Raw genomic sequence first — 26,413 nt, 5'->3', positions numbered from 1 at the left:
GCCGGATGTGGCCCAGGCGGTTCAGCGCTCGCGGCCTGCCTGGTCCCGGCGCGCTTCGGCCATGGCACGGAGCTGGTCGCGCAGCTGGTGCCGCGCGTGGAAGAGCCAGGAGCCCACCGTGGTCGCTGGAGCGCCCAGCCGGCGGCCGATCTCCTCATGGCGAAGCCCCTCCGCCTGGAGCTCGAACGTGCGGCGCAGGTTGTAGGGCAGGGCGGAGACCGCCTCCCGGAACTGCGCCTCGGTGAGGTGGTCCCACAGCTCTGGCGGAGGCGCGTCCGGCTCTTCGAAGAGCGTGTGCACGTTGTCCTGGGTGATGGCGGCCGCGGGCTGCGGGCTCTGGCCGCGGCACTGGTCCAGGAAGCGGCTGTGCAGCACCCGCACCAGCCATGCGCGCCGTTCAGGCTCTGGATCATGCTGGAGGGTGTCCCACTTGAGCAGCGCTCGGAGCAGCACGTCCTGCACCAGGTCGTCGCAAGCCCTGCCACGCGTTCCACAGAGCTTCCGGCAGATCGCCATCAGGATGGGCTGATGCCGGACCGCGAAGTCTGCGTACTCCATGTCGGAGCGATCCAGTTCTTCTCTTATCATCGAACGGCCCCCCAGTGCCGGTCACATATAGATAACGCTATAGGTCTGATTCCTTTGAGATGGCGTAAAGCCTTGCAGGTTGGATGTGGTGGGTTGGTAGCCTTTGTGAGAGGAATGGCGGCGGATGGGGCGCCCGGTGGTTTCCTCCCCCGCCCTCCCCGAATGCGCTGGGCTTCATGCGCCCTGGAGGTAGGGTCGCGTGGATGACACGCACCGCGAAGACGCCCGCATCGGTGGTCCTGGGAGAGGTCGAGCTGCCTGAGGGGGTGTTGCTCATCCTGGACCCGGGCCTGGCGCGCTTCTGGCGGCATGACGCGGAGCCTGCGTCGCCCCGGAAGAAGGCACCGGCGGAGTACGACCTGCGCCTCGCGGGGCCGGACGCGGAGGCGGCGGGACGGGCGTACGACCGCGAGTTCGATCCGCGCTTCCTCTTCGACCGGGAGGACGCGGCGGAGGCCGCGGAGCACTTCGCCGGGTTCGCGCGGGAGCGGGGCTTCGACGCGCGCGCGGAGGTGTTGCCGGAGCGCGTTCCGCACACCGAGCGAGCGCGGCTCGCGTTGGAGGCGGGTGGGGGGCTGGGGGTGGCGAAGTACAACGGCCTGTGGGCGGTGGTGGCGGGGGCGCTGCCCCGGGGCCGCGCGTTGCAAGTGGTGGGGATGCCGATGCCGCCTGGGGAGTTTGGAGGGCGCTGGCGCTCCATCGACGTGGTGGTGGACGGCGAGGCGAAGGCGGTCCGCTCCGAGGAAGTGGCGGGGGTGATGGTGGACCACGGCCAGCTCTTGTTCGCCGGACTGGGCCCGATGGGGCACTTCCGCATGTGGGAGCCGGAGGACGGGCTGGCGGACTACGTGTTCCACGGCAGGGACGCGCCCGCGCTGGCGAAGGAGCTGGGCGCGAGCGACCTGGGGGGCGGGCTGTTTGGATGGAGGGACCTGCCCCTGGAGCGGGTGGGGGAGAAGGCGACGCCGTTGCAGGAGCGCATCGAGAAGGACTCGCTCGCGGTGGGCGTGGACTACCGGCCGCACTGCAACCTGGAGAAGTTGAACGCGGGGCTGCGCGCGAGCGCGGAGGACGCGGCGTCGCTCGTGCTCGACGGTGCGCGGGTGGTGGGGTGCGGGAACCGATGGGGAGACGGGGTCTTCGCGGTCAGCCGGCACTTCGACGCGAAGGGCAGGGTGGTGCGCGTCCGGGTGGAGCTGGGCACGGAGGAGCGGCAGCGGCTGCTGCGCCGGATGCAGCTCCGGCAGCGCGGCGCGATTGTCACCCGGGCCATCCTGGATGACGGTGAACCCATCCGCTTCGCGGAGCGCATGAAGCCCAGCAACGCGCAAGACAGCGGCTGGGCGTTCTCTTCAGGCGTGGAGGATGCGGCCTACATGAAGAAGGCCTCGAACCTGGTGGTGGTGTCGCTGCGGTCGTTGCTGGGCCGGTGCAAGGAGTTGGATGCCATCCTGGACGCGCCGGTGGGCGCGGTGTTCCGGCGCGAGGGGGATGGGTTCATTCCGGACGTGTGAGCCCCAGCCATGGACGCGGAGTCGCCTGTGTCCAAGGGGCTGTGATTGTGGATGTCGTTGTGGCTGGGGTTCTAGGGGGAACCCCTTACGCGTCTTTGATTGACGCGTGTGCGTCGGCCTGGAACGCAAAAGACAATCAAGAATGGCGGCGTGCCGGGCCCTGCTCGAGGAGGGCTCTCTGAAGAACGCAGCGGCACGAGAGCTGCTTTGGCGCCCTGACGAACCGGACCTGTCTCCGCGTCCTGGTTCCAACCCGTGGTTGGCGAACCCTCCAGCCACCATTTGAAAGGGCGTCAAAGATGACTGCGTATGTCGTTCAGAATCAGTGGGGTGGTTCGGGTGCCCCGTGGAATCCGGGCGGTCTCTGGGTCATCGGCAGCAGGCCCGGGCAGGGCGTCGTCGCGATCAACGTCACGTCCAGCGACGGCGGCAAGACGCTGACGGGGACCATGACCTACAACGGTGAGGGCCCCATCGGCTTCCGCGGCACCCTGTCCGACGGCAACAACTACACGGTGGAGAACCAGTGGGGCGGCTCCTCCGCGCCCTGGCAGCCCGGCGGTGTCTGGGTCCTCGGCGCTCGGAAGGGCCAGCACATCGTCGCGCTCAACGTCACGTCCAGCGATGGCGGCAACACGCTGCTCGGCACCACGACCTACAACGGCGAGGGCCCCATCGGCTTCCGGAGCGAGCAGTCCAACGGCGGCGCGTACACGGTGGAGAACCAGTGGGGAGGCGCCTCCGCGCCCTGGCAGCCCGGTGGTGTCTGGGTCCTCGGCGCTCGGAAGGGCCAGAACGTCGTCGCGGTCTCGGTCACGTCCAGCGACGGCGGCAAGACGCTGACGGGCACCATGACCTACAACGGCGAGGGCCCCATCGGCTTCCGCGGCACCCTGTCCGACGGCAACAACTACACGGTGGAGAACCAGTGGGGCGGCTCCTCCGCGCCCTGGCAGCCCGGCGGGCTCTGGATCATCGGCGCCCGGCAGAACCAGAACGTCGTGGCCCTCAACTTCACCTCCCCGGATGGTGGGAAGGCCCTGACGGGGACCACGACCTACAACGGTGAAGGCCCCATCGGCTTCCGCGGCAAGTTGAACTGACCCCCACGTATCAAGAGCAGCCCCACCGGGCGGCCCCGCTTCAGGGTCGCCCGGATGCGCGGCGTTCAGCGCGGCGACAGGTACTCGGTGATCGCGTAGGTCCAGAGCTCCGTCGCGAGCGTGAGCGCGGAGACGCCGTGCTCGACCTCGGCGTCGAGCCCATCCCGCGACACGCTGAAGGTGTGTCCGGTGGGCACCGCCGAGGAGAAATACTTCAGGGCGATGCGCTCCGGACTGGGGGCGGTCATGCGAATGCCCGGAGGGACCGCACCCGCATCCGGAACCGGTGGCATCGAGTGGAAGAAGATCTCCACCTGTCGACCCTGGTGCTGGCCACGGATGCTGAAGAGCGCCAGGGAGGTCTCTTGAAGGGGCGCCCACTCACGCTCCGTGAGCGCGGCCAGCTCGGAGGTCTGGAGCCTCGGACGACCGCTCTCGGGAGCGCGCACTTCCAGCCGTGCCGCGACCTCCCGGAGCGCTTCATGGAGGGCGCGGGCGGCCTCGTACCACCTGCTGAACCGGGTCGGCGTCTCGGCCCGTGACGCTTCCATGTCGGGCTCGAGGACCTCACCGGCCGCTCGTTCGTACTCGTCGAAGCGCCGCTCCACCCCGTCGAGTGTCAGCTCCACCAGCGCGGTGATGTCGCTCGAATGGGAGGACTGGAGCGCCGCGTGATACCGCGCACGGTCCTCGACCCTCAGCGCGATGGGGGGATAGTGCTCCCGCATCAGCAGCAGGTTGGTGAGCAGTCTCCCTGTCCGGCCGTTCCCATCCGTGAAGGGATGAATCGCCGCGAACCACGCATGCGCGATGGAGGAGGCGACCACCGGATGCTCGGTCCTGACTCCCGCCAGCCACGCGCCGAAAGTCCGCATCGCTTCGGGCACGTGGGTCGCTTCGGGAGGCACATGCGGTGTGCCCTCCATCCTCAGGTTGAGCCGCCGGTACACCCCCGCGTCCAGGGGCTCGATGCCGCGCAGGACGATGCCGTGCAGCTCGCGCACGTCCTGCTCACCCGGAGCCGTGTCCTCGCGGGACCGGGTCTCGATGAGGTCGAGCGCATGCGCGAGGTTCACCGCCTCGAAATGGTCCTTCAGGGGCGTGCCCGCGATGACGATGCCATCCTTCAGCACCGCGTGGGTTTCAGGCAGGGTCAGCCGGTTCCCTCCCATCGCATTCGAGTGGTACGTGTGGTCGCACCGGAACGCGTGCCGCAGGCTTCGCAGCGCCGAGGGAGGAATCCTGGTGCCACGCAGCCGCCGCATCCGCTCGGTCGCTTGCCGAAGCCTGGGCTCGATGCGCTCGCTCCACCGGTACGGATCCACGGCACGCACCTCCAGTTCCCACGATAAGCACTCGCTTCAACCGGCCCGTCCACCATCGTGGCCTTTCACCCTGCGGACCTCGGCGGCGCCGGTTCGTGCACATTGCAACCCGGGCCCGGGGATGGCTCGCGCAACTCCCCGGAACATCTGGGCTCGACCTGGGGTCGCCCCGGTACGGCGGATGCAAAAGCCCCTCGGGTCATGACCTTCGAATACGCCGCGGGGATCGCGCTCGCGCTCCTGCTGACCGTCTATCTCGTCTACGCCCTGCTCCTGCCAGAGCGCTTCTAGGTGCCCGCCATGACCCTCATTGGCTGGCTTCAGATCCTGTTGTTCTTCGCCGCGGTCCTCGCGTTGACGAAACCCGTGGGCCTCTACCTCTTTCACGTCTTCGAGTCCCCCACCCAGCCCCTGCCCCGAGTGCTCGGCCCCGTCGAGCGCGTCCTCCTGCGCCTGTGCGGCGTGGACCGCGCGCGGGAGCAGACGTGGGGGCGGTACACCGCCGCCCTGCTCGCCTTCAGCGCCATGAGCGTCGTGGGCCTCTACGTCCTCCAGCGGCTCCAGCACGTGCTCCCGTTCAATCCCCAGCACCTGCCCGCGGTGGGCCCGGCGCTCGCGTTCAACACCGCCGCCAGCTTCACCTCCAACACCAACTGGCAGTCGTACGCCGGTGAATCCACGATGAGCTACGCCACCCAGATGGTGGGCCTCACGTGGCAGAACTTCGCCTCCGCCGCCGCGGGCATGGGCGTGGCGCTCGCCCTGGCGCGAGGCCTCACCCGCCGGCCCGGGCCGGACGGCCACAAGACCCTGGGCAACTTCTGGGTCGACCTGGTGCGCGGCACCCTCTACGTGCTCTTGCCCCTGAGCTTCCTGGTCGCCCTGTTCTTCGTGTCCCAGGGCGTGCTCCAGAACCTCTCGCCGTACCACCCGGTCTCCACCGTGGAGGGCGTGAAGCAGACGCTCGCCTTCGGGCCCGTGGCGTCGCAGGAGGCCATCAAGATGCTGGGCACCAACGGCGGCGGCTTCTTCAACGCCAACAGCGCCCATCCCTTCGAGAACCCCACCCCCCTCACCAACTTCGTCCAGCTGCTGCTCATCTTCGTCATCCCCGCGGGCCTCACGCACACCTACGGGAAGATGACCGGCGACACGAAGCAGGGCTGGGCCCTCTTCGCCGCCATGTCCGTCCTCTTCCTCGTGGGCGCTGGCGCCAGCTACGCCGCCGAATCCCACGCCAACCCCGCGCTCGCGTCCGCCCACGTCCTCCAGGACGGGAACATGGAGGGCAAGGAGGCCCGCTTCGGCGTCGCGGCCTCCACCCTGTTCGCCACCGTCACCACCGACGCGTCGTGCGGCGCGGTGAACTCCATGCACGACAGCTTCACCGCGCTGGGCGGACTGGTGCCGCTGGTCAACATGCAGCTGGGCGAGGTCATCTTCGGCGGCGTGGGCGCGGGCCTCTACGGCATCCTGGTGATGGCGGTGCTCGCGGTCTTCATCGCCGGCCTGATGGTGGGCCGCACCCCGGAGTTCCTGGGCAAGAAGATCGAAGCGCGCGAGATGAAGCTCGCGATGCTGTACGTGCTCGTCTTCCCGCTGGTCGCCCTGGGGTTGTCCGCCGTGGGCGCGGTGCTGCCGCAGGGCACGTCGTCGCTCAACAACGCGGGCCCGCACGGCCTGTCGGAGATCCTCTACGCGTACACCAGCGGCGTCGCCAACAACGGCAGCGCCTTCGCCGGCCTCAACGCGAACACGTCGTTCTGGAACATCAGCCTGGGCATGGCGATGCTCGCGGGCCGCTTCCTGATGATGGTGCCGGTGCTGGCGCTGGCGGGGGCGCTCGTGGGCAAGAAGGTCGTGCCCCCCGGCCCCGGCACCTTCCCCACCCAGGGCGTGCTCTTCACCGGCCTGCTCGTGAGCGTCGTCGTCATCGTGGGCGCGCTGACGTTCTTCCCCGCGCTGTCCCTGGGCCCCATCGTCGAGCACTTCCTCGGCGCGGCCGGAAAGGTGTACTGACCATGGCCCCCGCCTCCAAGCCGGCGTCCCTGCTGGACCCCGCGCTGCTCAAGCCCGCCGTCTGGGAGAGCCTCAAGAAGCTCCGCCCGCGCGACGTGGCCCGCAACCCGGTGATGTTCGTGGTGTGGGCCGGCAGCCTCCTCACCACCGTGTTCGTCCTCAAGGACCTGGTGAGCTCCCACGGCGGCAGCGCGCCGCTCTGGTTCACCGTGGGGGTGACGCTGTGGCTGTGGTTCACCGTCCTCTTCGCCAACTTCGCGGAGGCCGTGGCGGAGGGCCGCGGCAAGGCCCAGGCGAGCGCCCTGCGCCGCATGCGGCAGGACACCCAGGCCCGCCGGCTCCGCGACGACGGCCGCGAGGAGCGCGTCGGCGCGCCCGCCCTGCGCAAGGGCGACCGCGTGGTGTGCGAGGCCGGCGACGTCATCCCCGGCGACGGAGACGTGGTGGAGGGCATCGCCAGCGTGGACGAGTCCGCCGTCACCGGTGAGTCCGCCCCCGTCATCCGCGAGTCCGGCGGCGACCGATCCGCCGTCACGGGGGGCACCAAGGTGCTGTCCGACCGCATCGTCATCCGCATCAGCGTGGACCCCGGCGAGTCGTTCCTCGACCGGATGATTGGGCTGGTGGAGGGCGCGGCCCGCAAGAAGACGCCCAATGAGATCGCCCTGCACATCCTGCTGGTGGGCCTCACGCTGGTGTTCCTCATGGCGTGCGTGACGCTGGTGCCGCTGGCGCTCTACTCCGGCGTGAAGCTGTCCGGCACCGCGGTGGTCGCGCTGCTGGTGTGCCTCATCCCCACCACCATCGGTGGACTGCTGAGCGCCATTGGCATCGCGGGCATGGACCGGCTGCTGCGCAAGAACGTGCTCGCGCTCAGCGGGCGCGCGGTGGAGGCGGCGGGCGACGTGGACACGCTGCTGCTGGACAAGACGGGCACCATCACCCTGGGCAACCGCATGGCCACGGAGCTGTTGCCCCTGCCGGGCATCCGCATCGAGGAGCTGGCAGAGGCCGCGCAGCTGGCGAGCCTGGCGGACGAGACCCCGGAGGGGCGCTCCGTCGTCACGCTGGTGAAGGACACCTACAAGATGCGGCCGCGCGAGCTGCGCGCGCATCAGGCCACCTTCGTGCCCTTCACCGCGCAGACGCGCATGAGCGGCTGCGACCTGGTGGATCCGCACCCGCGCAGCATCCGCAAGGGCGCGGTGGACGCCATCATGCGCCACGTGAAGGAGCAGGGCGGCGCCGTGCCGGTGGAGCTGAGCCAGGCGGCGGACCGCATCGGTGACGCGGGTGGCACGCCGCTGGCGGTGGCGGACGGCGCGCGGGTGCTGGGCATCATCCACCTGAAGGACGTGGTGAAGGGCGGCATCCATGAGCGCTTCGACCGCTTCCGCGCCATGGGCATCCGCACGGTGATGATCACCGGCGACAACCCGCGCACCGCGGCGGCCATCGCGCGCGAGGCCGGCGTGGACGACTTCCTGGCGGAGGCGACCCCGGAGGCGAAGCTGGCGCTCATCCGCGCGGAGCAGGGCAAGGGCAAGCTGGTGGCGATGACCGGCGACGGCACCAACGACGCGCCCGCGCTGGCCCAGGCGGACGTGGGCGTGGCGATGAACACCGGCACCCAGGCGGCCAAGGAGGCCGGCAACATGGTGGACCTGGACTCCAACCCCACCAAGCTCCTGGAGGTGGTGGAGGTGGGCAAGCAGCTGCTGATGACGCGCGGCACGCTGACGACGTTCTCCATCGCCAACGACGTGGCCAAGTACTTCGCCATCCTCCCGGCGCTCTTCATGGGCGTCTTCCCCCAGATTGCCCCGCTCAACGTGATGGGGCTGACGTCGCCGTTCAGCGCCATCCTGTCCGCGGTCATCTTCAACGCGCTCATCATCGTGGCGCTCATCCCGCTGGCGCTGAAGGGCGTGCGCTACCGCCCGCTGGGCGCGGCGGCCCTCTTGCGCCGCAGCCTGCTCCTCTACGGCGTGGGCGGCGTCATCGTCCCGTTCCTGGGCATCAAGGTCATCGACGTGCTGCTCACCACCGTGGGCCTGGCCTGAGCCGGAAAGAGGAATCCACACCATGGTCTCCGTGCTGCTCACCGCCCTGCGCGCCAGCGTCGTCACGCTGGTCCTCACGGGCGTGCTGTACCCCCTGGCCGTCACCGGCGTGGCGCAGGGGCTCTTTCCCCATGAAGCCAACGGGTCGCTGGTGAAGGACGGCCAGGGCCGCGAGGTGGGCAGCGCGCTCATCGGTCAGGGCTTCACCCGGCCCGCCTACTTCCAGCCGCGCCCCTCCGCCGCGGGCACGGGCTGGGACGCGACGGCCTCCGGCGGCAGCAACCTGGGCCCCACCTCCCAGAAGCTCCAGGAGCGCGCGGTGACGGACGCGGAGCGGCTGCGCCGGGAGAACCCGGAGGCCCCTGGCCCCGTGCCCGGCGAGCTGGTGACGGCGTCCGCGTCCGGCCTGGACCCGCATGTGTCGCCGGAGGCCGCGCTGTGGCAGGTTCCCCGCGTGGCGCGGGCGCGCGGCGTGGAGCCCGCGCGGGTGCGGACGTTGGTGATGTCACAGGTGGAGGGCCGGACGTTCGGCGTGCTGGGCGAACCCCGGGTGAACGTGCTCACGTTGAACCTCGCGATGGATCGACAGTTCGGCGGACCCCTCCCCCCTCCCTCGACGCCCGTGCCCACCCCCGCGGGAGGCGCGTCCCCGTGAGCCCCGCTGGCGCCGCGCCGCGAGGGAGTTTCCAGCCATGACGACGCGACGCCCTCGCGCGGAGGACTTCCTGGAGCTGGTGGAGCGCGGCCGGCGGGGCCGGCTGAAGCTCTACATCGGCTTCGCGGCGGGCGTGGGCAAGACGTTCCGCATGCTGGAGGAGGCACACGCGCTCAAGGCGCGCGGCGTGGACGTGGTGCTGGGGTTCATCGAGACGCATGGCCGCCCGGAGACGGAGGCGCTGGTGACGGGGCTGGAGGTCGTGCCCCGGATGCGCCTCACGTACCGCGACGTCTCCGTGGAGGAGATGGACCTGGACGCCATCCTCGCGCGCCGGCCGCAGGTGGCCATCGTGGATGAGCTGGCCCACACCAACCTGCCGGTGTGCCGCCACCGCAAGCGCTACCAGGACGTGCAGGAGCTGATGGCCGCGGGCATCAACGTCATCGGGGCCTTCAACGTGCAGCACCTGGAGAGCCTCAACGACCTGGTGGAGCGCAACACCGGCGTCACCGTGCGGGAGACCCTGCCCGACAGCTTCCTCAAGACGGCGGATCAGGTGGTGAACCTGGACCTCGCGGTGGAGGACCTCCAGGAGCGGCTCAAGGCGGGAAAAATCTACGCGCCCGACAAGGTGGCGAGCGCGCTGGAGCGCTTCTTCACGGGCGACAACCTCTCCACCCTGCGCGAGCTGGCGCTGCGCGAGGTGGCGGAGAGCCTGGACCGCGCCACCACCGGACGGCAGGCGCTCGCCGGCGAGGAGCCCTCCCCGAAGGGCGGCGGCGCCTGGGGCCGCGTGCTGGTGGCCCTCTCCAGTCACCCGCCGCACGCGGCGACGCTGCTGCGCCGGGGCTCGCGCATGGCGGGCCGGCTCAACACGGACTGGTTCGTGGTGTACGTGGAGACGCCCCGCGAGGCGCCGCACCTCATCGACGCGGAGGCGCAGCGCCACCTGCTGTCGAACATCGAGAAGGCGAAGGAGCTGGGCGCGGAGGTGGTGCGCCTGCGCTCCGGCGACCCCGTGGCGGCGCTGCTGGACTTCGCGTGCTCGCACGGCGTGGGCCACATCATCATCGGCCGCTCCAACCAGCCGAAGTGGCGCCAGCGGCTGGGGTTGACCACGGACGCACGCCTCCTGCGCGAAGGGGAGGGCTTCGACATCCACATCGTGTCCTTCGAGCCCCACGAGGAGAAGCGCCCATGACGCTGCGCTCCCGACTGCTGCTGGCCCAGGCGCCGCTGGTGCTGGCGCTCCTGCTGCTGGGGGCCATGGCCGTCGTCACCCTGGCGCGCGTGGGCGAGTCCGGCCAGCGGGTGCTGGAGGACAACTATCGCAGCGTGCTCGCCACCCAGCGCATCACCGAACAGCTGGAGCGCATGGACAGCGCGGCGCTCTTCATCATCGCGGGAGAGCGCGAGCGGGGCGTGACCCAGCAGGCCGCGCAGAGGCCGTCGCTGGAGGCGGAGCTGGCCATCCAGAAGGGCAACATCACCGAGCCGGGCGAGGGGGAGGCGACGCAGCGGCTCCAGGCCGCCTGGGCGAACTACCAGTCCACGTTCGATGCCTTCCTCCAGGAGAAGACTCCGGAGGACGCGCGGACGCGCTACTTCGCCTCGCTCGCGCCCGCCTTCCAGGAGGCGAAGTCCGCCGCGTCGTCCATCCTCGCGCTGAACCAGGACGCGATGGTGCGCAAGAGCGACGGGCTGCGGAAGCAGAGCGAGCGGGTGAACACGCTGATGGCGCTGGCGATGGTGGCGGCGCTGGGCTTCGGCCTGTTCTTCACCACGTCGCTGGTGCAGCGCGCGATCCGTCCGATATCGGTGCTGTCTCAGGCGGTGCGCCGGCTGGGGCAGGGCGACGTGGAGGCGCGCGCGGTGGTGGAGGGGCGGGATGAGATCGCGCAGCTCGCCCGCGACTTCAACACCATGGCGGAGCGGCTGGGGCAGTACCGCAAGAGCAGCCTGGGCGAGCTGCTCCAGGCGCAGGCGGTGTCCCAGGCGGCCATCGACAGCCTGCCGGACCCGGTGCTGGTGCTGGGCGCGGACGGCGGCCTGCTCAACGTGAACGCCGCGGCGGAGGACACCTTGCATCTGCGGCTGGACGAGGGCGGGGATGCCCTGGGGCGCGTGGAGCCGGAGGTGCGCGCCGTGCTGGAGCGCGTGCGCGCGTACGTCGTGGGCGGGCGCGGCGCGTACCAGCCCCGGGGCTACGAGGAGGCGGTGCGGGTGGAGGCGTCCGCGGAGGGAGGCCGCTGGCTGCTGCCGCGCGGCAGCCCCGTGCACGGGGAGACGGGGGAGGTGGTGGGCGCCACGCTCATCCTCCAGGACGTGACGCGGCTGCGGCGCTTCGACGAGCTGAAGAACGACCTGGTGGCCACGGTGGCGCATGAGTTCCGCACGCCGCTCACGTCGCTGCGCATGGCCATCCACCTGGTCGCGGAGGGCGTCGTGGGGGAGGTGACGGAGAAGCAGGCGGACCTGCTCTTCGCGGCGCGCGAGGACTGCGAGCGGTTGCAGGGCATCGTGGACGACCTGCTGGACCTGTCGCGCATCCAGTCCGGGCAGCTGCAGCTGGACGTGCGCGAGGTGTCCACGGAGGAGCTGGTGGCGCACGCGCTGTCCGCCCAGCGCACGGTGGCGGAGGACCGGGGCGTGCGCCTGTCGCAGACCCTGTCACCGGACGTGGAGACGGTGCGGGTGGATCCAGACCGGCTCCAGCTGGTGCTGGGCAACCTGGTGGGCAACGGCGTGAAGCACACGCCCCGGGGCGGCGAGGTGTCGGTGCACGTCCGGCGCGACGGCATCCACGCGCGCTTCGAGGTGCGCGACACCGGCGAGGGCATCCCCGCGCAGGAGCAGGCGCGCATCTTCGAGAAGTTCTACCGGGCTCCGGGCGCCACGGGCGGCGGCGCGGGTCTGGGGCTGTCCATCGCCCGGGACGTCGTCCAGGCGCATGGCGGCGAGCTGGGCGTGGTGAGCACCCCGGGCCAGGGCAGCACCTTCTGGTTCACGCTGCCTCAGCCCGAGCAGGCCTGAGGTTCACCGCGGGGAGGAGGCATCCAGCTGGCGCATGGCCTCGCGGCGCGCGTCGGACGCGGAGCGGACGATCTCCGAGCTGGACAGGCCGAACGCGCCCGCGTCCACCTGGCGCAGCCGGGGCAGCACCTCGCGCTCCTCCTCCGCCATGTGGTTCGCCACCACCGCCTCCAGCTCCCGCACCGTGGCCTCCCTGCGGGGCACGTCGCGGCGCGCGCGCAGCAGCTCGGCGAGCAGCTGGGTCATCTCCCCGTGCTCCTCCACCGCGAAGTCGATGCGGGACCCGTCGACGACGCTTCGCGCGACCGGATACACCCAGCGCTCCTCGATGGTGCTGTGCATCGTGAGCGCCTCGGCCAGGCGCACGCACAGCTCAGGCTTCTCTTCGTCCGGGGCGTTGCGGTAGGCCTCGAAGAGGGCCTCGGCATCCCGGTGCTGCTGGATGAGCACGTCGATGAGGTTCATGAGGTATCCGTGGAGGGACACGCCAGGCGGCGGCAGCGGCGGTCCGTCCGCAGGGTTCTCACGCGCGCGCAAGGGCGCAATCCACGCTCCGGGACGAGCGCCCTTGGACGCCCCGGGCCCCGGGGTCATGCCGCCATGCACTGGCGCACAGGCCTTCGCCTCACGCGTCCGGCTTCGCGTCCGCCTCGTACTTCTTGCGCTTGCGCCACAGCGTCGACGCGTCGATGCCGAGCAGGCGGGCCGCCTCGTCCAGCGTCGGCGCGGAGGCCATCACCCGCAGGATGTGTTCGCGCTCCACCTCTTCCAGCGTGTGCGGACCGCCCAGGCTCACCCCTGGCCCCGCGGCGGACGCGATGCGCTCCGGGAAGGCCTGCGGCTCCACCACGCCCGAGGCCCCCACGATGAGCGCCCGCTCCAGGGCGTTGCGCAGCTCGCGCACGTTGCCCGGCCAGGGGTAGGCCCGCAGCATCGCCTCCGTGGCGGGTGACAGCTCCGGCGCCGGGCGCTGCGCGGCCCTGGCGAAGAAGGCGATGAAGCGGCGTGCCAGCGGGAGGAGGTCCTCGGGGCGCTCGCGCAGGGCGGGGAGCTTCAGCTCCAGGACGTTCAACCGGTACATCAGGTCCTCGCGGAAGCGCCCCTCCGCCACGTCCTTCTCCAGGTCGCGGTGCGTGGCCGCCACCACCCGCACGTCCGCCTTGCGCGTGCGGCCCTCTCCCAGCCGCTCGAACTGCTTCTCCTGGAGGAAGCGCAGCAGCTGCGCCTGGAGGGACGGGCTCATCTCCGCCACCTCGTCCAGGAAGAGCGTGCCCCCTTCCGCCTGCTCCACGCGCCCCGGCTGGTCCTTCACCGCGCCGGTGAAGGCGCCGCGCGCGTGGCCGAACAGCTCGCTCGCCAGCAGTTGTTCGGACAGGGTGGGGCAGTTGATGGTGACGAAGGGCCGCTTGCGCCGGGCGCTCATCGAATGCAGCGCCCGAGCGAGGACGCCCTTGCCGGTGCCGCTCTCCCCGCGCAGCAGCACCGCCGCGTCGGACGTGGCCGCGCGCGTGATGAAGCCAAGGGCCGCGTGCATGGCGGGCGACGCCGTCTCCAGCGTGGCCTCTGGCACCGCCTGCGCGAGCTGCCCCTCCAGGTCGCCCAGGTGCGAGGTCAGCTCGCGCTGGGCCCTCGCGCGCTCCAGCACGTGGCGGATCTGCGCGGGGGTGAAGGGCTTGGGCAGGTAGTCGCGCGCGCCCCGCTTCACCGCCTCCACGGCGGTGTCGAAGGTCGCGTACGCGGTGATGAGGATGACGTCCAGGGCGGGCGACTCGGCGAGCAGGCGGGGCAGCAGCTCCAGGCCGGACGCGTTGCCCAACCGCAGGTCCACGAAGGCCAGGTCCGCCGGCCCCTGCGCGAGCGCCGCCAGCGCGGCCTCCGGCGTCGCGGCCTCGCGCACCTCGCAGCCCAGGCCCTCCAGGCACACCCGCAGGGTGTGGCGGATGTTTCGCTCGTCATCCACCACGAGCACCCGCATGGGGCGCTCCTGTGCTTCCGGGCCGGCACGGACTTCCATGAGGCGAGTCTAAGAGCATGCCGTGTGCCGGGCCCCATCTGTTGGATGCCAGGCGCCCGGGAGTGCCGGCGCGCACCGCGAGCCGCAAGGTCGGCCCCGGATGGCGGTTGCAAGGTGCAACCCAGGGCCGGCTGGTGTCTGCTGGGGTACGGCCGTGCGGCTGGCACGCGCCATGGATGGAATGGAGCCCATGGGCAACGACGGGACGCCCCCGGAAGAAGGGGGTGAGGACGGCAACATCTTCGCGAAGGAGCTGGCCCCCCCGCCCGACCGCTGGCTGCGCCGGGGCACGTGGCTGGGCGTGCTGCTGCTGGTGCTGGTGGGCGTCTTCCTCTGGCTCCAGGGCGGGGAGAACCGCGCGCTCCAGGCCCTGTCGCCCTCGCAGCGCGAGGCCCTGTTCCAGGAGACACAAGAGGAGTTCCGCCTGCTGTGCCTGCCTGACGGTGGCGGCACGCGCTTTCCCAAGAAGTGCGCGCGGCACGCGGACTTCCTCATCCGCTTCTCCGAGTGCGACGACGTCTGCAGGCGCGAGGTGGAGCCCTTCGTCACCAGGCCCACGCGCTGAAGTCCGCGGCATGTGTCTTGCCCAGGAGCCGGGGCATGGACTCTTCAACCCCGCGTCCCACCGCCGTGAAGGGCGGGCTGTCCCGCCCCGGGTGGAGGGACCTGCCTGGCTGGTTGCTGCTCTGGGGCCTGGCGGCCGTGGCGCTCGCCAGCACGTGCTCCGACCGGCGCGGCCTCCAGGGCTTGCCCGCTGGAGAGCGGGCCGCCCTCTTCCAGCAGACCTCCGAGAGCTTCCGGGCCTTGTGCGAGGGACCGCGCGCCGGGGATTTCCTTCCGCGCTGCCGCGAGCAGGCCCGCTTCCTCTTGGGGTTCCCCGAGTGTGACGGCGTGTGCCGCGCCCGGCTGGGGCCGTGGCGCTGAGGCGAGGCGGCACCGCGTCCTGCATGGCGCCAGCGTGCAGGATGAAACCGCGCGCGAAGCAGGGGGAGGGAAACCCCTGGAAGAACGCGGGGATGGAGTGCCGCCGCCCCGGCACGCGGGGTGCTCCTGGGGGTGGGCGGCCCGGTGGAGGAACCCGGGCAGCCAGGAGTGGAATGCCATGGGAAGCGTCGCCATGTTGAACGCGTGGGCCGCCGTGAGGCGGCCCTGGGAGCACCGCGCAGGCACCCTCGAGGAGGGCTCGCTCAAGGCGGTGCGGATGCTGGGGGCCCGCGGCCTGGGGGACGCCCGACGCCGCGCCGGACGCGCGCTGGAGAAGGCGTGGCGCTGCACCTGCTGCCGCGGCCTGCTGGCCCATGTCTTCGAGCGCGTGGGCTCCACGCTGTTCCTGGACGACGACCCGGAGGTGCTGGCGCAGGCGTTCGACGACAGTGAGCGTGACGGCTTCAGCGCGCGAGTGCTCGCCGCCTGCATCGTGATGGTGGGGCGCGAGCGCGTCGCCGTCGCCACCTGAAGTGGGGGAGTGCTTCAAGACGACATTCGCGGCCACGAGGGCCGGGAGGCATGGACATGCGGTGGATGGATTTCCTGTCGTTGGAGGCGATCCGCCCGGCCTTACGGGCGCACGACCGCGACTCGCTGTTGGACGAGCTGGCGGGGCTGATGGCCCCGGAGTCGGGCGTGGCGCCGGAGGTGATTGCCTCCCAGCTCCGGGCGCGGGAGGCGCTGGGCGCCACGGTGATGGCGGGGGGCGTGGCCATCCCTCACTGCCGCGTGGAGGGGGCACGGGGCATCGTCACCTGCCTGGGAATGAGCCGCCGCGGCCTGGTCTTTGGCGCTCCCGAGGACGGGCGGGTGCGCATCTTCGTCGGCCTGGTGGCGCCGACCGACACCGCGGGCCTGCACCTCAACGTGCTCTCGCGCATCGCGACGCTGCTGCGCGCCCCGTCCCTGCGGGACGCGCTGCTCGCCACGACCACCGCCCGCGAGGCCTACGCCCTGCTGTCCTGGGCGGAGTCCCTCCACCCCCAGCCAGTGGAGTCACCGCTCCCGGACAGCCTCCACGGGTGAGGTCCGCCGGGTCACTCGCGCCCGGGCTCCTCCCGGAGCGCTGGGATGATCGCCCCACGGGGCGCCCGCGTGTCTCCTGGCTGACGTGAGGCGTCCTCTTTCGCCTGTCCCACCTGACAGGACGAAGTGTCGCGCCTGACCCTGAGGGGTCGGGCGGACCCGTTTCGAGGATATTTCAAGGGACGCGGGCTTGAGTCGGGGGGAGAGGTGTTGTCTATCCTACGCGTCCAGGCGGAGCCTCGGCCGTCGGGGTGTCCGTCCGGGCCGCGGAAGGATGAGCGACAATGAGCTGGCGCTGCAGGCCCCGCGCGGATGCACGTCCGCGCTTCATCGGGATGTGTGACGTGGGCCCGCGAGGGGGTGTGTGATGGCGTTGAGGCTCAAGCAGAAGATGATGGTGCTGCCCGTGGTGGCCGCGGGGTTCCTGGTGGCCATCGTGGCGGTGACGGTGGTGCTGGGGTCGCGCACGCGGCAGGCCGCGGAGCGCATTGGAACCAGCCTGGCCCCGTCGGTGAGTCTGGCGCAGACGGCGCGGGCGGGCTTCGCCGCGTTGCACCAGGACGTGGGCGACGCGGTGGCGTTGCACGCGGTGCAGCAGCAGACGCTGGACGCGGAGGTGGCGGAGTTCACGAGGGGGCTCACGGCGCTGGTCGCCCTGCCGGACGTGGACGCGGGCCGGGTGGAGGCGGTGCGCAAGGACTTCACGCGCTACTGGCAGGAGGCGTCCGCGGTGGTGGCGCTGGCGGCTCGGAGCGACGCGACCGCGGAGGCCGCGCTCGCGAAGCTGGAGCCCGCGTACAAGGCGGTGCATGGCGGGCTGGAGGCGGTGACGGCGCAGCAGGAGGCGTCGCAGCAGGAGGCCTTCACGGAGGTGTCGTCGCTGCACGGCACGACGCTGACGTGGGTGTTGGTGCTGGCGGTGGGCTGCATCCTGGCGCTCGCGGTGGCGACGCTGTGGCTGCTGCGCGAGGTGACGACGCCGCTGGCGCGGCTGACGGTGACGGCGACGCGCATCGCGCGGGAAGGCGACCTGTCGCTGAGCATCGACACCAGCGCCCAGGACGAGGTGGGCGAGCTGGCGCGCAGCATCCAGACGCTGATGACGCGGCTGAGCGCGGTGCCGGGCACGCTGCACGCGGTGGTGACGGAGCTGACGGCGGCGGCGGCGCGGCTGAACTCCGCGAGCCACGAGCAGCTCAACTTCCTGACCAGCCAGTCGCGCAGCCTGACGGAGGCCAGCTCCACCATCGCGGAGATCGCGCAGACGTCGGGCATGGCGGCCAGCCGCGCGGAGATGGTGTTGAAGGTGGCGGCGCAGGCGGACGCGTTCAGTTCATCCGGGCAGCTGTCCATCGAGCGGAGCGCGGAGGGGTTGCAGCAGATCCGCGCGCGGGTGGGCGCGCTGGTGGGGAGCATCGGGCACCTGTCGGAGCAGGCGGTGCACGCGGGTGAAATCATCGGCAGCGTGAAGGACCTGGCGGACCAGTCCAACGTGCTGGCGTTGAACGCGGCCATCGAGGCGGCGCGGGCGGGGGAGGAGGGGCGGGGCTTCGCGGTGGTGGCCAAGGAGATGCGGGCGCTCAGCGGGCAGTCGCTGCAGAGCACGCAGCGCATCGGGAAGATCCTCCTGGAGATCAACCAGGCCATCCGCCAGACGGTGGGCATCGCCGAGGGGGACAGCCAGAAGATGGAGGAGGGCATCGAGCAGGTGCTCGCGTCCGCGACGACGCTGAAGGACATCACCCAGGTGGTGCAGGAGAGCAGCCAGGCCGCGAGGCAGATCGTCGCGTCGGTGACCCAGCAGAACGCGGGCATCACGCAGATGACGGAGGTGGTGACGCAGCTGTCGGAGATGATGAGCGACGTGGTGATGGCCACCACCAACGCCGAACAGGCGGTGGGGCAGATCAACACGTCCCTGGGCAAGCTCCAGGAGCTGTCCACCACCTTCCGCGTCTAGCCGCGGTCCCCCCGGCGGACGCCGCGGGCCCACGTGCCGTCCCGGATGCACCGGGGCGGCCCGTTTTCGTTGGGGGGCTATTCGCCCTGCATCAAGCCCGTGATGCGGCCGTCCGGGTGGACGGTGACGCGCCGGGCGGCGGGCTCGCGGGGGAGGCCCGGCATGGTGAGCAGCTCTCCGGTGAGCGCCACCAGGAAGCCCGCTCCCGCGGACAGGCGCACCTCGCGCACCGTCAACGTGAAGCCCCGGGGCCGCCCTGTCTTCGTCGGGTCGTCCGACAGCGACAGGTGCGTCTTGGCCATGCACACCGGCAGCCCCGCGCCTCCCAGCGCCCGCGCCGTCTCCAGGTCCTTGCGCGCCCCCGGCGTGAACGCCACGTCGTCCGCGCCGTACACCGTGCGCGCGATGGCGCGGATCTTCTCCTCCGGCGTCTGCTCCAGCGCGTACAGGAAGCGCGGCTTCGGCGGCGCCGCGTCCGTCGCGTCCAGCATCGCCAGCACCGTGTCCGCCAGCTCCAGCGCGCCTTCGCCGCCCCGGCCGAAGCCGTCGCACACCGCGATGCCCACGCCCCGCGCCTTCGCGAACGCGCGCAGCTCTTCCAGCTCCGACTCCGTGTCCTGCGGGAACTTGTTCACGCACAGCACCGCCGGCAGGCCGAACGCCGCCACCGACTCCAGGTGCTTCTCCAGGTGGTCGAAGCCCTTCAGCAGCGCCTCGCGGTTCGGATCCGCGACCTGCGCGGGACTCGCGCCGCCGTGGTGCTTGAGCGCTCGCAGCGTCACCACCAGCATCACGCCCCGGGGCCACACGCCCGCGCTCCGGCACTTGATGTCCAGGAACTTCTCCGCGCCCAGGTCGAAGCCGAAGCCCGCCTCCGTCACCACCTCGTCCGCGTACGCCAGCGCCAGCCGCGTGCCCATCACCGACGAGCACCCGTGCGCGATGTTGCCGAACGGCCCCGCGTGCACGATGGCCGGGCCCCCCTCGCGCGTCTGCGCCAGGTTGGGCATCAGCGCGTCCTTGAGCAGCGCCACCATGGACGCCGCCGCGTTCACGTCGTTCGCGCGCACCGGCGAGCCGTCCGGCGCCTGCCCCACCACGATGCGCCCCAGCCGCGCCTCCAGGTCCTGGAGGCTCTCCGCGAGCGCGAGGATGGCCATCACCTCGCTGGCGGCCGTGATGTCGAAGGACGTCTCGCGCGGAACGCCGTGCGCCTTGCCGCCCAGCCCCACGATGACGTTGCGCAGGAACCGGTCGTTCATGTCCAGCGCGCGTCGCCACCGCACCCGCGTGCCCTCCAGCGCCACCGGGTGGCCGTAGTACAGGGCGTTGTCCACCAGCGCCGCCAGCAGGTTGTGCGCGCTGGTGATGGCGTGCAGGTCCCCCGTGAAGTGCAGGTTGATGTCCGCCGCCGGCTCCAGGCTGGCCTGCCCGCCCCCCGTGCCGCCGCCCTTCACCCCGAAGACGGGCCCCAGGGACGGCTCGCGCAGCGCCGCCACCGCCTTGCGGCCCCGCTTGCGCAGGCCCATGGCCAGCGCCACCGACATGGTCGTCTTGCCCTCTCCCGGCGGCGTGGGGTTGATGGCCGAGACCAACACCATGCGGCCCTGGCCCGAGCGGCGGCCCAGGGCGTCCAGCGACACCTTGGCGCGGTCGCGGCCCCAGGGGAGGACATCTTCCGGCGCGAGGCCCAGCTCGGCGCCGACTTCTGCGATGGGACGGAGCGTCATGGCGGGGGACTCTCGGTGTCCCGACCGGAGAGGTCAACGCTCACGGCACGGGGAGCGGGCAGGCTCGCGCGCCAGGCCGTTTCCCCGTGAGGCGGGCGGGTGGGAGGATGCCGGCGCTGGACGAACCCCGGGGACGCGATGGAATAGGCGGCGGGGAGTTCCGTCAGGGAGAGCATCATGAATCGGATTCTCGGCATCGCATCGGTGGGGTTGGCTTCGCTGGCGCTCGGGGTGTCCCTGTGGGGGCCGGGGAAGTCGGAGGCTCCCGTGACGCAGGAGTCGCCCCGCGTGCAGGACTCGGCGGCGGACGTCCGGGCGCTCCAGACGCGCATGAAGGCCCTGGAGGAGACGGTGCAGCTCCTGTCCCGGCGGCTGATGGCCTTCGAGCAGCAGGGCGGCACGGTCGCGACCGGCACCGGCACGGGCCCCGCGCCCGCGGGCCTGGAGGCCGAGGTGGCGAGGCTCCGCGAGGAGGTGCGCGGCGTGATGGTGGGCGAAGCGCTGAACACCGACAGCGGGCGGCAGTCGCTGAAGGACATGATGCGCTCGGTGCAGGAGGAGCAGCGCAACGAGCAGCGCCAGCAGTGGCAGCAGCAGATCGACCAGATGCGGACGCAGGCGGTGGCCGAGCAGGCCGAGCGCGTCAAGGCGTTCGTCACCGACGCCCGGCTCAGCTACAGCCAGGAGCAGGAGCTGACGAAGCGCCTCCAGGCGGAGGAGGCGAAGCGCCAGGAGCTGATGGCGGGCCTGGCGGGCGCGGGCAACGGCCGGCCGGGGCGCGAGGTCCAGCGCGAGATGCGCGACCTGCGCGCGCAGAACGACCAGGAGATGCAGAAGGTCCTCAGCGCGGATCAGCAGGCCAAGTACCAGGAGATGCGCCGCCAGGAGATGAGCCCGCGAGGCGGCGGTCTCCGGGGCGGTCCGGTGGGCGCGGGCGGCTGGGAAGCGCGCGGTGGGCCCGGGCAGTAGCGCTCAGGGGGCGCCGGACTCCTTCCGGTCCAGCAGCGGCCGGAAGGAGGAGGTGCCGTCGGAGGTGCTCACGCGCAGGACGTCCTCGGGGTCGAAGGCGTCCGCCAGGGCCACCGACGGGGTGCACAGCAGCACGGGGACCCGTGAGGACGCCGCGCGAGCGGACTGGCTCCGGTCCCAGACGGCGTTCCCGGGCAGGGCTTCGTCGGGTTCCTCCAGGACGAGGAACGACACTCCCTCCACGTCGAAGCCGCTGGCGGGCTGGGCGCGGAAGCCACGCAGGAACCCGTTCGTGTCCCGCGACACCCGGTCCGCGACTTCTCCCAGCCACTCCGCCTCGCCTCCGCCCTCGCTGCTGGGGGTGGGCCCGGGTGGGAAGGTGGAGAGCCGGGCCTCCTCGCACGGGGGATGGGAAGGGGGCTCGACGAAGGGGAGCGACATTCCCGCGAGCAGGTGCAGCTCCTCGCGGAAGATGCGCCAGCCCTCCGGGAGGTGTCGCAGCTCCACCTGGTAGTCATCGTGGTGGACGCCAAGCCCCAGCTTCACGGGGCCGCGCAGGCCGGCCATCACGGCCGGCTGCGACAGGTGCTGCTGGAGCCGTCCGTGCGCCAGCTCCCGCAGCAGCGTGAAGAAGGCCACCAGGTCCCGGGTGGCCTCTCCGCGTGGATCCAGGACGACCTGCAACGGGCGGGGACGCAGCTCGACCTCGCGCAGGGAGCGGAAGCCGGCGGCCTCGATGCGCGTGAGCCGGAGGAGCATGGGCGGCGAGCCTATGCCACTCCGTGGAAGCGCGAACGCCGCGAGGCTCCCTGGGAACCCCGCGGCGCGCGCGTCACTCCCGGACCTTCGGGCGGCTACTTCCCGCCGAAGAGGCCCTTGAGCTTCTTCTTCGCTTCCTCGGACGCGCGCTGCTTCGCCTTCTCCTGCTCCGCGCGGGCCTGCTCCTCCAGCTTCTTGCGCTCCTCGTTGGCGCGCGCCTCCAGCTCCTGGCGCTTCGCCTCCGCTTCGGCCTTGGCCTTGTCCTGGCCGCCCGTGATGACGTCCTGGACGATCTTCCCCTTCTCACCCAGCAGGCTGCCCGCGAGCGCCGCGCCCGCCAGCTTCGCGAGGGTCGTCGCCGCCGGCTTCACGTCCACGCCCGTCACGTCCGGGCTCCACGCCTTGCCCGCGAGCTTCAGGCCCACCGGGATGGCCTCCGTCGTCGTCACCTTGCCCAGCGTCAGCGCGTGGATGGTCGCGGGCGTCAGCGACACGCCGCCCGTCAGGTCCAGCGTGCCGTCCAGCTTGATGCCGCCGTCGAAGCTCATCGCCGCTTCCGGCCGCGTCCAGGTGATGGGCTTGCTCAGCTGCGCCACGCCGTTCTTGATGGTCACGCTGAAGGGCAGGTCCCCGCCCAGGGACGTCACGTCGCCGCCCTTGAGCGCCTTCGACGCGAACGGCAGGGCCTTGGACAGCGGCCCCGTCACCGACGACACCAGGTCCTTGCCCAGGAACGTGCCCTCCAGCAGGTTGCCGCTGATGCCGCCCAGCAGCGTCTGCTGCAGCTTGTCCGGCGTGTAGCCCACGCCCTGCACGTCCACGTTGCCGTTGAACTTGCCCGTCAGCACCTGCTTCGGCGTGCGCGCCGCCAGGGCCTGCGCGACCTCCAGCCCCTGCACCTGCACCTTCGCGGAGAAGGGCCGCGCCTCCGGCACGGGGCCCAGGCGGATCGTCGTCCCGTCCGCAACCACCTTGCCGCCGTAGATGCCCGTCGAGAACTTCTCCACCGTGATGAGGTCGTCCACCATCTTCACCACGCCCGTCACGTTGGACAGGTCCATCGCCGTGTAGCGCAGCGACGCGATGGCGAACTGGATGTCACCCCGGTAGCCGTTGAAGCGCGCGGCGTCCACCGGCGGCTCCGGCGGCGGCTTGCCGCCCGTGCGCGCCAGCACCTGCTCCTCGCTCATCAACAACTTCTCCGCGTCCAGCCGGGCGCTCTTCACGTTCGCCTTGAACGTGGTCGTCGCCTTCTTGCCCGTGCCGGCCAGGGCCACCGTGGCGGTGCCCGTCATCGTGTCCTCCAGCGCGTTCAGGGTCATGCTGGTGACGTTCACCGTCATCCCGCTGCCCGTCTTCGCCGGCGCGTACGTGCCCGCCGCCGCGACCTCCAGCCGCTGCCCCGGCGCCTTGTTCACCAGCAGGCCCGGCCGCAGGTCCACGCCGTCCAGGTCCGCCTTCGCGTCGAAGCGCAGCGCGCCGCCGCTCGCCGCCGCGCCCGTCAGCTTCGCGTGCAGCTTCATCGCGCCGCCCGCGTCCTTCGTCAGCTGCTCCGGCACCCGCAGCCGCACCGGCGTCAGGTCCACCGCGATGTTCAGCGCCTGCTCCGCCTGCGTCCCGCTGCCGCGCACGTCCAGGCCAATGGGGCCGGCCACCATGCCGTTGAGCTGCTTGCGCAGGGGCGGGTAGTACTCGGCGAGCACCGCGGGATCCAGGTTGCGCCCCACCAACTCGAAGCCCTCCACCGCGGGCTTGTCCGTGAGCAGCCCCTTCACCTTGCCCTTGCCGGAGAGGGTCGCGGGGCCCAGGTCCAGCTTCAGCTTGTCCAGCGCCAGGTCGCCCGTGGCCAGGTCGCCCGTCACGTCCGTGTCGAGCACCACGTCCAGCGCCTTGCCGCCCTCCGAACCCGCGAACTTCATCCCCAGCGCCTTGATGACGCCCACGAGCTTCGTGGGGCCCTTGCCGCCGGGCACCGCGCCGCCCAGGTCCGCCTTCCAGTCCGCGTCCAGCGTGCCCGCCTGCAGACCCACGTCCGGCGGCAGGAACGGCCCCAGCGGGGACAGGTCGATGTGCTCCGCCTTCAGCGTCACCTGCTCCGGCGTGGGCACCAGCGTCGCCGGCAGCGGCGCCGCCTGGAGCGTCATCTTCAGGTTCTGCTTCTCCGCCAGCACCGCCGCCGCCAGGTCCACCTTCAGGGGCTGGCCCACGCGCAGGTCCTTCACCTCGATGTCCAGGTCGCGCACCGCCAGCTCGCGCGCCTGCTGCCCCGCCGCGCGGTCCACGAAGCGGATGGTGCCGTCGGTGAGCGCCGCGCGCTCCACGTGCACGCCCGACAGGTCCGTGGGCGGCGCCTCCTCCTCCGGCGCCTCCTCCTTCGGCTGCTGCTGGGCCAGCTTCTCCTGGAGGCGCTGCACGTTGGTGGTGCCATCCGCCAGCCGCAGGACGTTCACGGTGAGCCCGGACACCTCCGCGTTCTGGACCTGGATGTCCTTGCCCTTCGACGTGAGCAGCGGCATCGCCGCCACGCTCACGTCCACGGACTTCAGCTCCACGAGCGGCAGGTCCTCGCCCTCGGCGGCGCCGACGGTGACGTTCTCAATCTGCGCGCCCACGTGGGGGAAGAGCTTCGTGGAGATGTCGCCAATCTCGATGGGACGCCCGAGCTTCTGGGAGTACGTCGCCGCCTGGTCCCGCGCCGTCTTCAACAGGAGGGCGTCCAGGCGCGACAGCACCACCGCCACGATGGCGACCAGGAGGACGAGGACGCCTCCCACCACATAGGGCCAACGCTTCTTCTTCACAGCCGCCACGGTTCCTCCTCCGTCGGAGAGCGGTCGAACGCTTAGCGCAGCGCCGAGAGTGCCGCACCTCCCTTGGAGACAGGGAGGTTGCCAGCGTGACGCTCAACAGCCGGAGGAAGGTCATACTCCCGCGAGCTTCCGCGGCCATGCACGGCCGCCCTCCCACGGAAGGGGCGGCGCATGGGTCCTGAAAACCCATGGATTCTTGGAATTCAACCGGGCCTGGGCGGGGTTGGGCGGAGGCGAGGCCCTGGGAGCGCCTACAGGTCGATGACCTCCGGCTCCGTCCCTGTCGGGGGCGGCGCGTCCCCCTGGCCGTCCAGCAGGAAGCCCCAGGGCGCGTACACGCTGCCTCCGGTGAAGGCGTCCACGTAGAGGACCACCGGCGTATCCAGGCCTTCGTAGGTCACCTCGAAGATGGTCAGGCGGCCCTGCTCATGGGCCTGACCATCCACCTGGGTGAACTCGCAGCAGTCCCCCATGCGGCGCCACGCCACGGCCTGGCCCTGGGGCCCGCGCAGCAGCTTGAAGTACGCCATCACGCCCTTGTCCCCCCAGCCCACCCGCACCGGGTTCTCCGGCCGGGTGCCGTAGGTCAGCGGATCCGGCCGCGCCGGCGTCGGCAGCTGGGGCTTCGTGCGGCGCATCACGTCCTCGAAGGACGTGCCCGGGGAAGCGCACGCCGCCGTGAGGAGCAGCACCGCGGGACAGGTGAATCGGAACAGGGACATCGGGCCTCCAGCTTCTGCCTGGGAAAACCCCCCAAGCTGGCGTCCGCTCCGTTCCCGGCGCATCCCCTCCACCCGGAGGCACCGTCGTGCGGTAGACGCACCCCGGGGCCAGCGCACACGCGCAAGGGCCCAGGGGGAAGGACGGCCAGGCATGCGCTGTCAGCGGAGCGACTTCAGCTCCAGGCCCAGCTCCCGGCGGTAGCGCTCGAAGCACCGCGCCCCCGCGTCCAGCCGCAGCAGCGCGCCCTCCGCCAGGGGCCGCGCGCAGGCGGGGTTCGCGGCCACCAGCGGGTGGAGCACCTCCCGGTTCCACGTCGCGGAGTGCTTCACGTCCAGCGTCGAGTGCACCGCGTAGTAGCGCCGCACCCGCATGTCGAACCCCAGACGCTTCAGGCCCTCGTTGACGCAGGCCGTGCGGCCCGGCGCCGTCTCCTCCACGATGCCCAGCGCGCCCACCGCGTGGAACGCGTAGCGGCGGTTGAAGGCGAAGGCGCAGAGCAGGTTCGCCTGCGCGTGCGCTTCCCACACGGTGTCCGCGTCGGTGGGCTTCAGCCCCAGCCTCGCGGCCATCTCCGCGAGCATGGGCCCGTGCATCGCGTCCTCGCGCCCGCGGCCCATCTCGTCCCAGTAGTTGCGCGCCAGCTCCAGCTTCGCCCGCGTGGGGAGCTGAAGCTGGGTCAGCGCCACCAGGTCGTCGAAGCCCGCCTCGCCCGCGAGCTCCTGCGTGAGGAACCAGCGCAGCTGCTCCAGCGACGCCTGCGTCGCCAGCCAGGGGAACAGCGGATCCCTCTGGCCGGGTCCTGACACCCTCAGGTCCTCGAACCAGGCGAGGAACCCGTCCGCGTCCTCCGGCGCCTCGGCGGCCCAGGCGGCCACGCGCTGCCGCTCGGCCTCCACGTAGCCGCCTTCCAGCAGGCGCAGGCGCGCCTCCGCTTGCACGGTCACCTGCCAGCCGTCGGTGGGAAACCCCGGCGCCAGTCGGGACTGGTTGAAGCGCAAGAGGGCCCGGTGAAGGCGCTCAGACAGGCGTGCGTCCTCCGTCTCCGCGCCCTCCGCCACCTCGCCAAGCCCGCTCATGGTGCGCACCCTCTCCCCACGTCTTCGGAAGGCGGGAGTGCCTTCCGACCACATGT

At 71.5% G+C, this 26,413-nt stretch carries 23 protein-coding genes; 14 read left to right on the top strand and 9 right to left on the bottom strand.

What is annotated here, in order from left to right:
• Window positions 1-21: 21 nt before the first annotated feature.
• Window positions 22-588, bottom strand: coding sequence for an RNA polymerase sigma factor (locus FOF48_RS28305; RefSeq protein ID WP_201756021.1), 567 nt, complete (start codon window positions 586-588; stop codon window positions 22-24).
• Window positions 589-791: 203 nt separating this feature from the next.
• On the opposite strand from FOF48_RS28305, the gene FOF48_RS37610 reads away from it, so the two are divergent.
• A complete protein-coding gene (locus FOF48_RS37610; RefSeq protein WP_143906531.1) occupies window positions 792-2,102 on the top strand; it encodes a DUF2185 domain-containing protein in 1,311 nt (436 codons plus the stop codon).
• 299 nt (window positions 2,103-2,401) lie between these two features.
• Entirely contained in the window at window positions 2,402-3,205 is an 804-nt protein-coding gene (locus FOF48_RS28295) for a lectin ESA-2 (protein ID WP_143906529.1), read from the top strand.
• A 65-nt stretch (window positions 3,206-3,270) separates the two neighbouring features.
• Here the strand turns inward: FOF48_RS28295 and FOF48_RS28290 are convergent, their stop codons facing one another.
• Window positions 3,271-4,530, bottom strand: a complete 1,260-nt coding sequence (locus FOF48_RS28290; protein ID WP_143906527.1) for a Fic family protein — start codon at window positions 4,528-4,530, stop codon at window positions 3,271-3,273.
• Between the two features lie 201 nt (window positions 4,531-4,731).
• Here FOF48_RS28290 and kdpF point away from each other — a divergent pair, with 201 nt between their 5' ends.
• Genes kdpF through FOF48_RS28260 form a run of 6 tightly spaced genes read left to right on the top strand, consistent with a single transcriptional unit; the run spans window position 4,732 to window position 12,303 of the window.
• Entirely contained in the window at window positions 4,732-4,821 is a 90-nt protein-coding gene (kdpF, locus tag FOF48_RS28285; protein ID WP_143906525.1) for a K(+)-transporting ATPase subunit F, read from the top strand.
• Between the two features lie 9 nt (window positions 4,822-4,830).
• A complete protein-coding gene (kdpA, locus tag FOF48_RS28280) occupies window positions 4,831-6,549 on the top strand; it encodes a potassium-transporting ATPase subunit KdpA (protein WP_143906523.1) in 1,719 nt (572 codons plus the stop codon).
• Window positions 6,550-6,551: 2 nt separating this feature from the next.
• Window positions 6,552-8,612, top strand: a complete 2,061-nt coding sequence (gene kdpB, locus FOF48_RS28275; RefSeq protein WP_143906521.1) for a potassium-transporting ATPase subunit KdpB — start codon at window positions 6,552-6,554, stop codon at window positions 8,610-8,612.
• 22 nt (window positions 8,613-8,634) lie between these two features.
• Window positions 8,635-9,267, top strand: a complete 633-nt coding sequence (gene kdpC / locus FOF48_RS28270; RefSeq protein WP_143906519.1) for a potassium-transporting ATPase subunit KdpC — start codon at window positions 8,635-8,637, stop codon at window positions 9,265-9,267.
• 37 nt (window positions 9,268-9,304) lie between these two features.
• On the top strand, window positions 9,305-10,471 hold the full coding sequence (locus tag FOF48_RS28265; RefSeq protein ID WP_143906517.1) for a sensor protein KdpD: 1,167 nt from the start codon (window positions 9,305-9,307) through the stop codon (window positions 10,469-10,471).
• A complete protein-coding gene (locus FOF48_RS28260; protein WP_143906515.1) occupies window positions 10,468-12,303 on the top strand; it encodes an ATP-binding protein in 1,836 nt (611 codons plus the stop codon). Before FOF48_RS28265 ends, FOF48_RS28260 begins: the two co-directional genes overlap by 4 nt.
• Window positions 12,304-12,306: 3 nt before the next feature.
• On the opposite strand, the gene FOF48_RS28255 is transcribed toward FOF48_RS28260, so the two are convergent.
• Window positions 12,307-12,768: a hemerythrin domain-containing protein gene (locus tag FOF48_RS28255; RefSeq protein WP_143906513.1), complete on the bottom strand. Its 462-nt coding sequence runs from the start codon at window positions 12,766-12,768 to the stop codon at window positions 12,307-12,309.
• 160 nt (window positions 12,769-12,928) lie between these two features.
• Window positions 12,929-14,278, bottom strand: a complete 1,350-nt coding sequence (locus FOF48_RS28250) for a sigma-54 dependent transcriptional regulator (RefSeq protein WP_143906636.1) — start codon at window positions 14,276-14,278, stop codon at window positions 12,929-12,931.
• 193 nt (window positions 14,279-14,471) lie between these two features.
• Here FOF48_RS28250 and FOF48_RS28245 point away from each other — a divergent pair, with 193 nt between their 5' ends.
• The 5 genes from FOF48_RS28245 (at window position 14,472) to FOF48_RS28225 (ending at window position 18,290) form a co-directional block, all read left to right on the top strand.
• Entirely contained in the window at window positions 14,472-14,882 is a 411-nt protein-coding gene (locus FOF48_RS28245) for a hypothetical protein (protein ID WP_255442760.1), read from the top strand.
• Between the two features lie 35 nt (window positions 14,883-14,917).
• Window positions 14,918-15,241, top strand: a complete 324-nt coding sequence (locus tag FOF48_RS28240) for a hypothetical protein (protein WP_143906511.1) — start codon at window positions 14,918-14,920, stop codon at window positions 15,239-15,241.
• A gap of 178 nt (window positions 15,242-15,419) precedes the next feature.
• Window positions 15,420-15,773: a hypothetical protein gene (locus FOF48_RS28235; RefSeq protein ID WP_143906509.1), complete on the top strand. Its 354-nt coding sequence runs from the start codon at window positions 15,420-15,422 to the stop codon at window positions 15,771-15,773.
• Between the two features lie 56 nt (window positions 15,774-15,829).
• Window positions 15,830-16,330, top strand: a complete 501-nt coding sequence (locus FOF48_RS28230) for a PTS sugar transporter subunit IIA (RefSeq protein ID WP_143906507.1) — start codon at window positions 15,830-15,832, stop codon at window positions 16,328-16,330.
• Window positions 16,331-16,697: 367 nt separating this feature from the next.
• Entirely contained in the window at window positions 16,698-18,290 is a 1,593-nt protein-coding gene (locus FOF48_RS28225; protein WP_143906506.1) for a methyl-accepting chemotaxis protein, read from the top strand.
• A 77-nt stretch (window positions 18,291-18,367) separates the two neighbouring features.
• Here the strand turns inward: FOF48_RS28225 and FOF48_RS28220 are convergent, their stop codons facing one another.
• The gene (locus FOF48_RS28220; RefSeq protein ID WP_143906504.1) at window positions 18,368-20,020 is read right to left on the bottom strand and encodes a formate--tetrahydrofolate ligase; all 1,653 of its coding nucleotides are present in this window, start codon (window positions 20,018-20,020) and stop codon (window positions 18,368-18,370) included.
• A gap of 177 nt (window positions 20,021-20,197) precedes the next feature.
• Here FOF48_RS28220 and FOF48_RS28215 point away from each other — a divergent pair, with 177 nt between their 5' ends.
• Window positions 20,198-20,989, top strand: a complete 792-nt coding sequence (locus FOF48_RS28215) for a hypothetical protein (RefSeq protein WP_186002100.1) — start codon at window positions 20,198-20,200, stop codon at window positions 20,987-20,989.
• A 3-nt stretch (window positions 20,990-20,992) separates the two neighbouring features.
• Here the strand turns inward: FOF48_RS28215 and FOF48_RS28210 are convergent, their stop codons facing one another.
• The 4 genes from FOF48_RS28210 to FOF48_RS28195 all read right to left on the bottom strand — a co-directional run bounded on the left by FOF48_RS28210 (window position 20,993) and on the right by FOF48_RS28195 (window position 26,357).
• A complete protein-coding gene (locus FOF48_RS28210; protein WP_143906502.1) occupies window positions 20,993-21,748 on the bottom strand; it encodes a hypothetical protein in 756 nt (251 codons plus the stop codon).
• A 95-nt stretch (window positions 21,749-21,843) separates the two neighbouring features.
• On the bottom strand, window positions 21,844-24,558 hold the full coding sequence (locus tag FOF48_RS28205; RefSeq protein WP_143906500.1) for an AsmA family protein: 2,715 nt from the start codon (window positions 24,556-24,558) through the stop codon (window positions 21,844-21,846).
• Window positions 24,559-24,809: 251 nt separating this feature from the next.
• The gene (locus tag FOF48_RS28200; RefSeq protein ID WP_143906498.1) at window positions 24,810-25,280 is read right to left on the bottom strand and encodes a fibril protein; all 471 of its coding nucleotides are present in this window, start codon (window positions 25,278-25,280) and stop codon (window positions 24,810-24,812) included.
• Window positions 25,281-25,439: 159 nt separating this feature from the next.
• Window positions 25,440-26,357, bottom strand: coding sequence for an iron-containing redox enzyme family protein (locus FOF48_RS28195; RefSeq protein WP_143906496.1), 918 nt, complete (start codon window positions 26,355-26,357; stop codon window positions 25,440-25,442).
• Between the last annotated feature and the right edge of the window lie 56 nt (window positions 26,358-26,413).

This window comes from Corallococcus sp. Z5C101001 (assembly GCF_007352635.1).
In the GTDB taxonomy this organism is placed as follows: Bacteria; Myxococcota; Myxococcia; order Myxococcales; family Myxococcaceae; genus Corallococcus; species Corallococcus silvisoli.
Note: the sequence above shows the minus strand (reverse complement) of the source record. Positions and strands in the feature narration are given on the sequence as shown.

Coding starts and splice junctions, on each gene's coding strand:
- FOF48_RS28235 (WP_143906509.1), top strand. CDS start 15,420: ATGGGAAGCGTCGCCATGTTGAACGCGTGGGCCGCCGTGAGGCGGCCC.
- FOF48_RS28255 (WP_143906513.1), bottom strand. CDS start 12,768: ATGAACCTCATCGACGTGCTCATCCAGCAGCACCGGGATGCCGAGGCC.
- FOF48_RS28230 (WP_143906507.1), top strand. CDS start 15,830: ATGCGGTGGATGGATTTCCTGTCGTTGGAGGCGATCCGCCCGGCCTTA.
- FOF48_RS28210 (WP_143906502.1), bottom strand. CDS start 21,748: ATGCTCCTCCGGCTCACGCGCATCGAGGCCGCCGGCTTCCGCTCCCTG.
- FOF48_RS28250 (WP_143906636.1), bottom strand. CDS start 14,278: ATGCGGGTGCTCGTGGTGGATGACGAGCGAAACATCCGCCACACCCTG.
- kdpA (WP_143906523.1), top strand. CDS start 4,831: ATGACCCTCATTGGCTGGCTTCAGATCCTGTTGTTCTTCGCCGCGGTC.
- FOF48_RS37610 (WP_143906531.1), top strand. CDS start 792: ATGACACGCACCGCGAAGACGCCCGCATCGGTGGTCCTGGGAGAGGTC.
- FOF48_RS28260 (WP_143906515.1), top strand. CDS start 10,468: ATGACGCTGCGCTCCCGACTGCTGCTGGCCCAGGCGCCGCTGGTGCTG.
- kdpF (WP_143906525.1), top strand. CDS start 4,732: ATGACCTTCGAATACGCCGCGGGGATCGCGCTCGCGCTCCTGCTGACC.
- kdpC (WP_143906519.1), top strand. CDS start 8,635: ATGGTCTCCGTGCTGCTCACCGCCCTGCGCGCCAGCGTCGTCACGCTG.
- FOF48_RS28265 (WP_143906517.1), top strand. CDS start 9,305: ATGACGACGCGACGCCCTCGCGCGGAGGACTTCCTGGAGCTGGTGGAG.
- FOF48_RS28240 (WP_143906511.1), top strand. CDS start 14,918: ATGGACTCTTCAACCCCGCGTCCCACCGCCGTGAAGGGCGGGCTGTCC.
- FOF48_RS28305 (WP_201756021.1), bottom strand. CDS start 588: ATGATAAGAGAAGAACTGGATCGCTCCGACATGGAGTACGCAGACTTC.
- FOF48_RS28195 (WP_143906496.1), bottom strand. CDS start 26,357: ATGAGCGGGCTTGGCGAGGTGGCGGAGGGCGCGGAGACGGAGGACGCA.
- kdpB (WP_143906521.1), top strand. CDS start 6,552: ATGGCCCCCGCCTCCAAGCCGGCGTCCCTGCTGGACCCCGCGCTGCTC.
- FOF48_RS28295 (WP_143906529.1), top strand. CDS start 2,402: ATGACTGCGTATGTCGTTCAGAATCAGTGGGGTGGTTCGGGTGCCCCG.
- FOF48_RS28225 (WP_143906506.1), top strand. CDS start 16,698: ATGGCGTTGAGGCTCAAGCAGAAGATGATGGTGCTGCCCGTGGTGGCC.
- FOF48_RS28220 (WP_143906504.1), bottom strand. CDS start 20,020: ATGACGCTCCGTCCCATCGCAGAAGTCGGCGCCGAGCTGGGCCTCGCG.
- FOF48_RS28215 (WP_186002100.1), top strand. CDS start 20,198: ATGAATCGGATTCTCGGCATCGCATCGGTGGGGTTGGCTTCGCTGGCG.
- FOF48_RS28200 (WP_143906498.1), bottom strand. CDS start 25,280: ATGTCCCTGTTCCGATTCACCTGTCCCGCGGTGCTGCTCCTCACGGCG.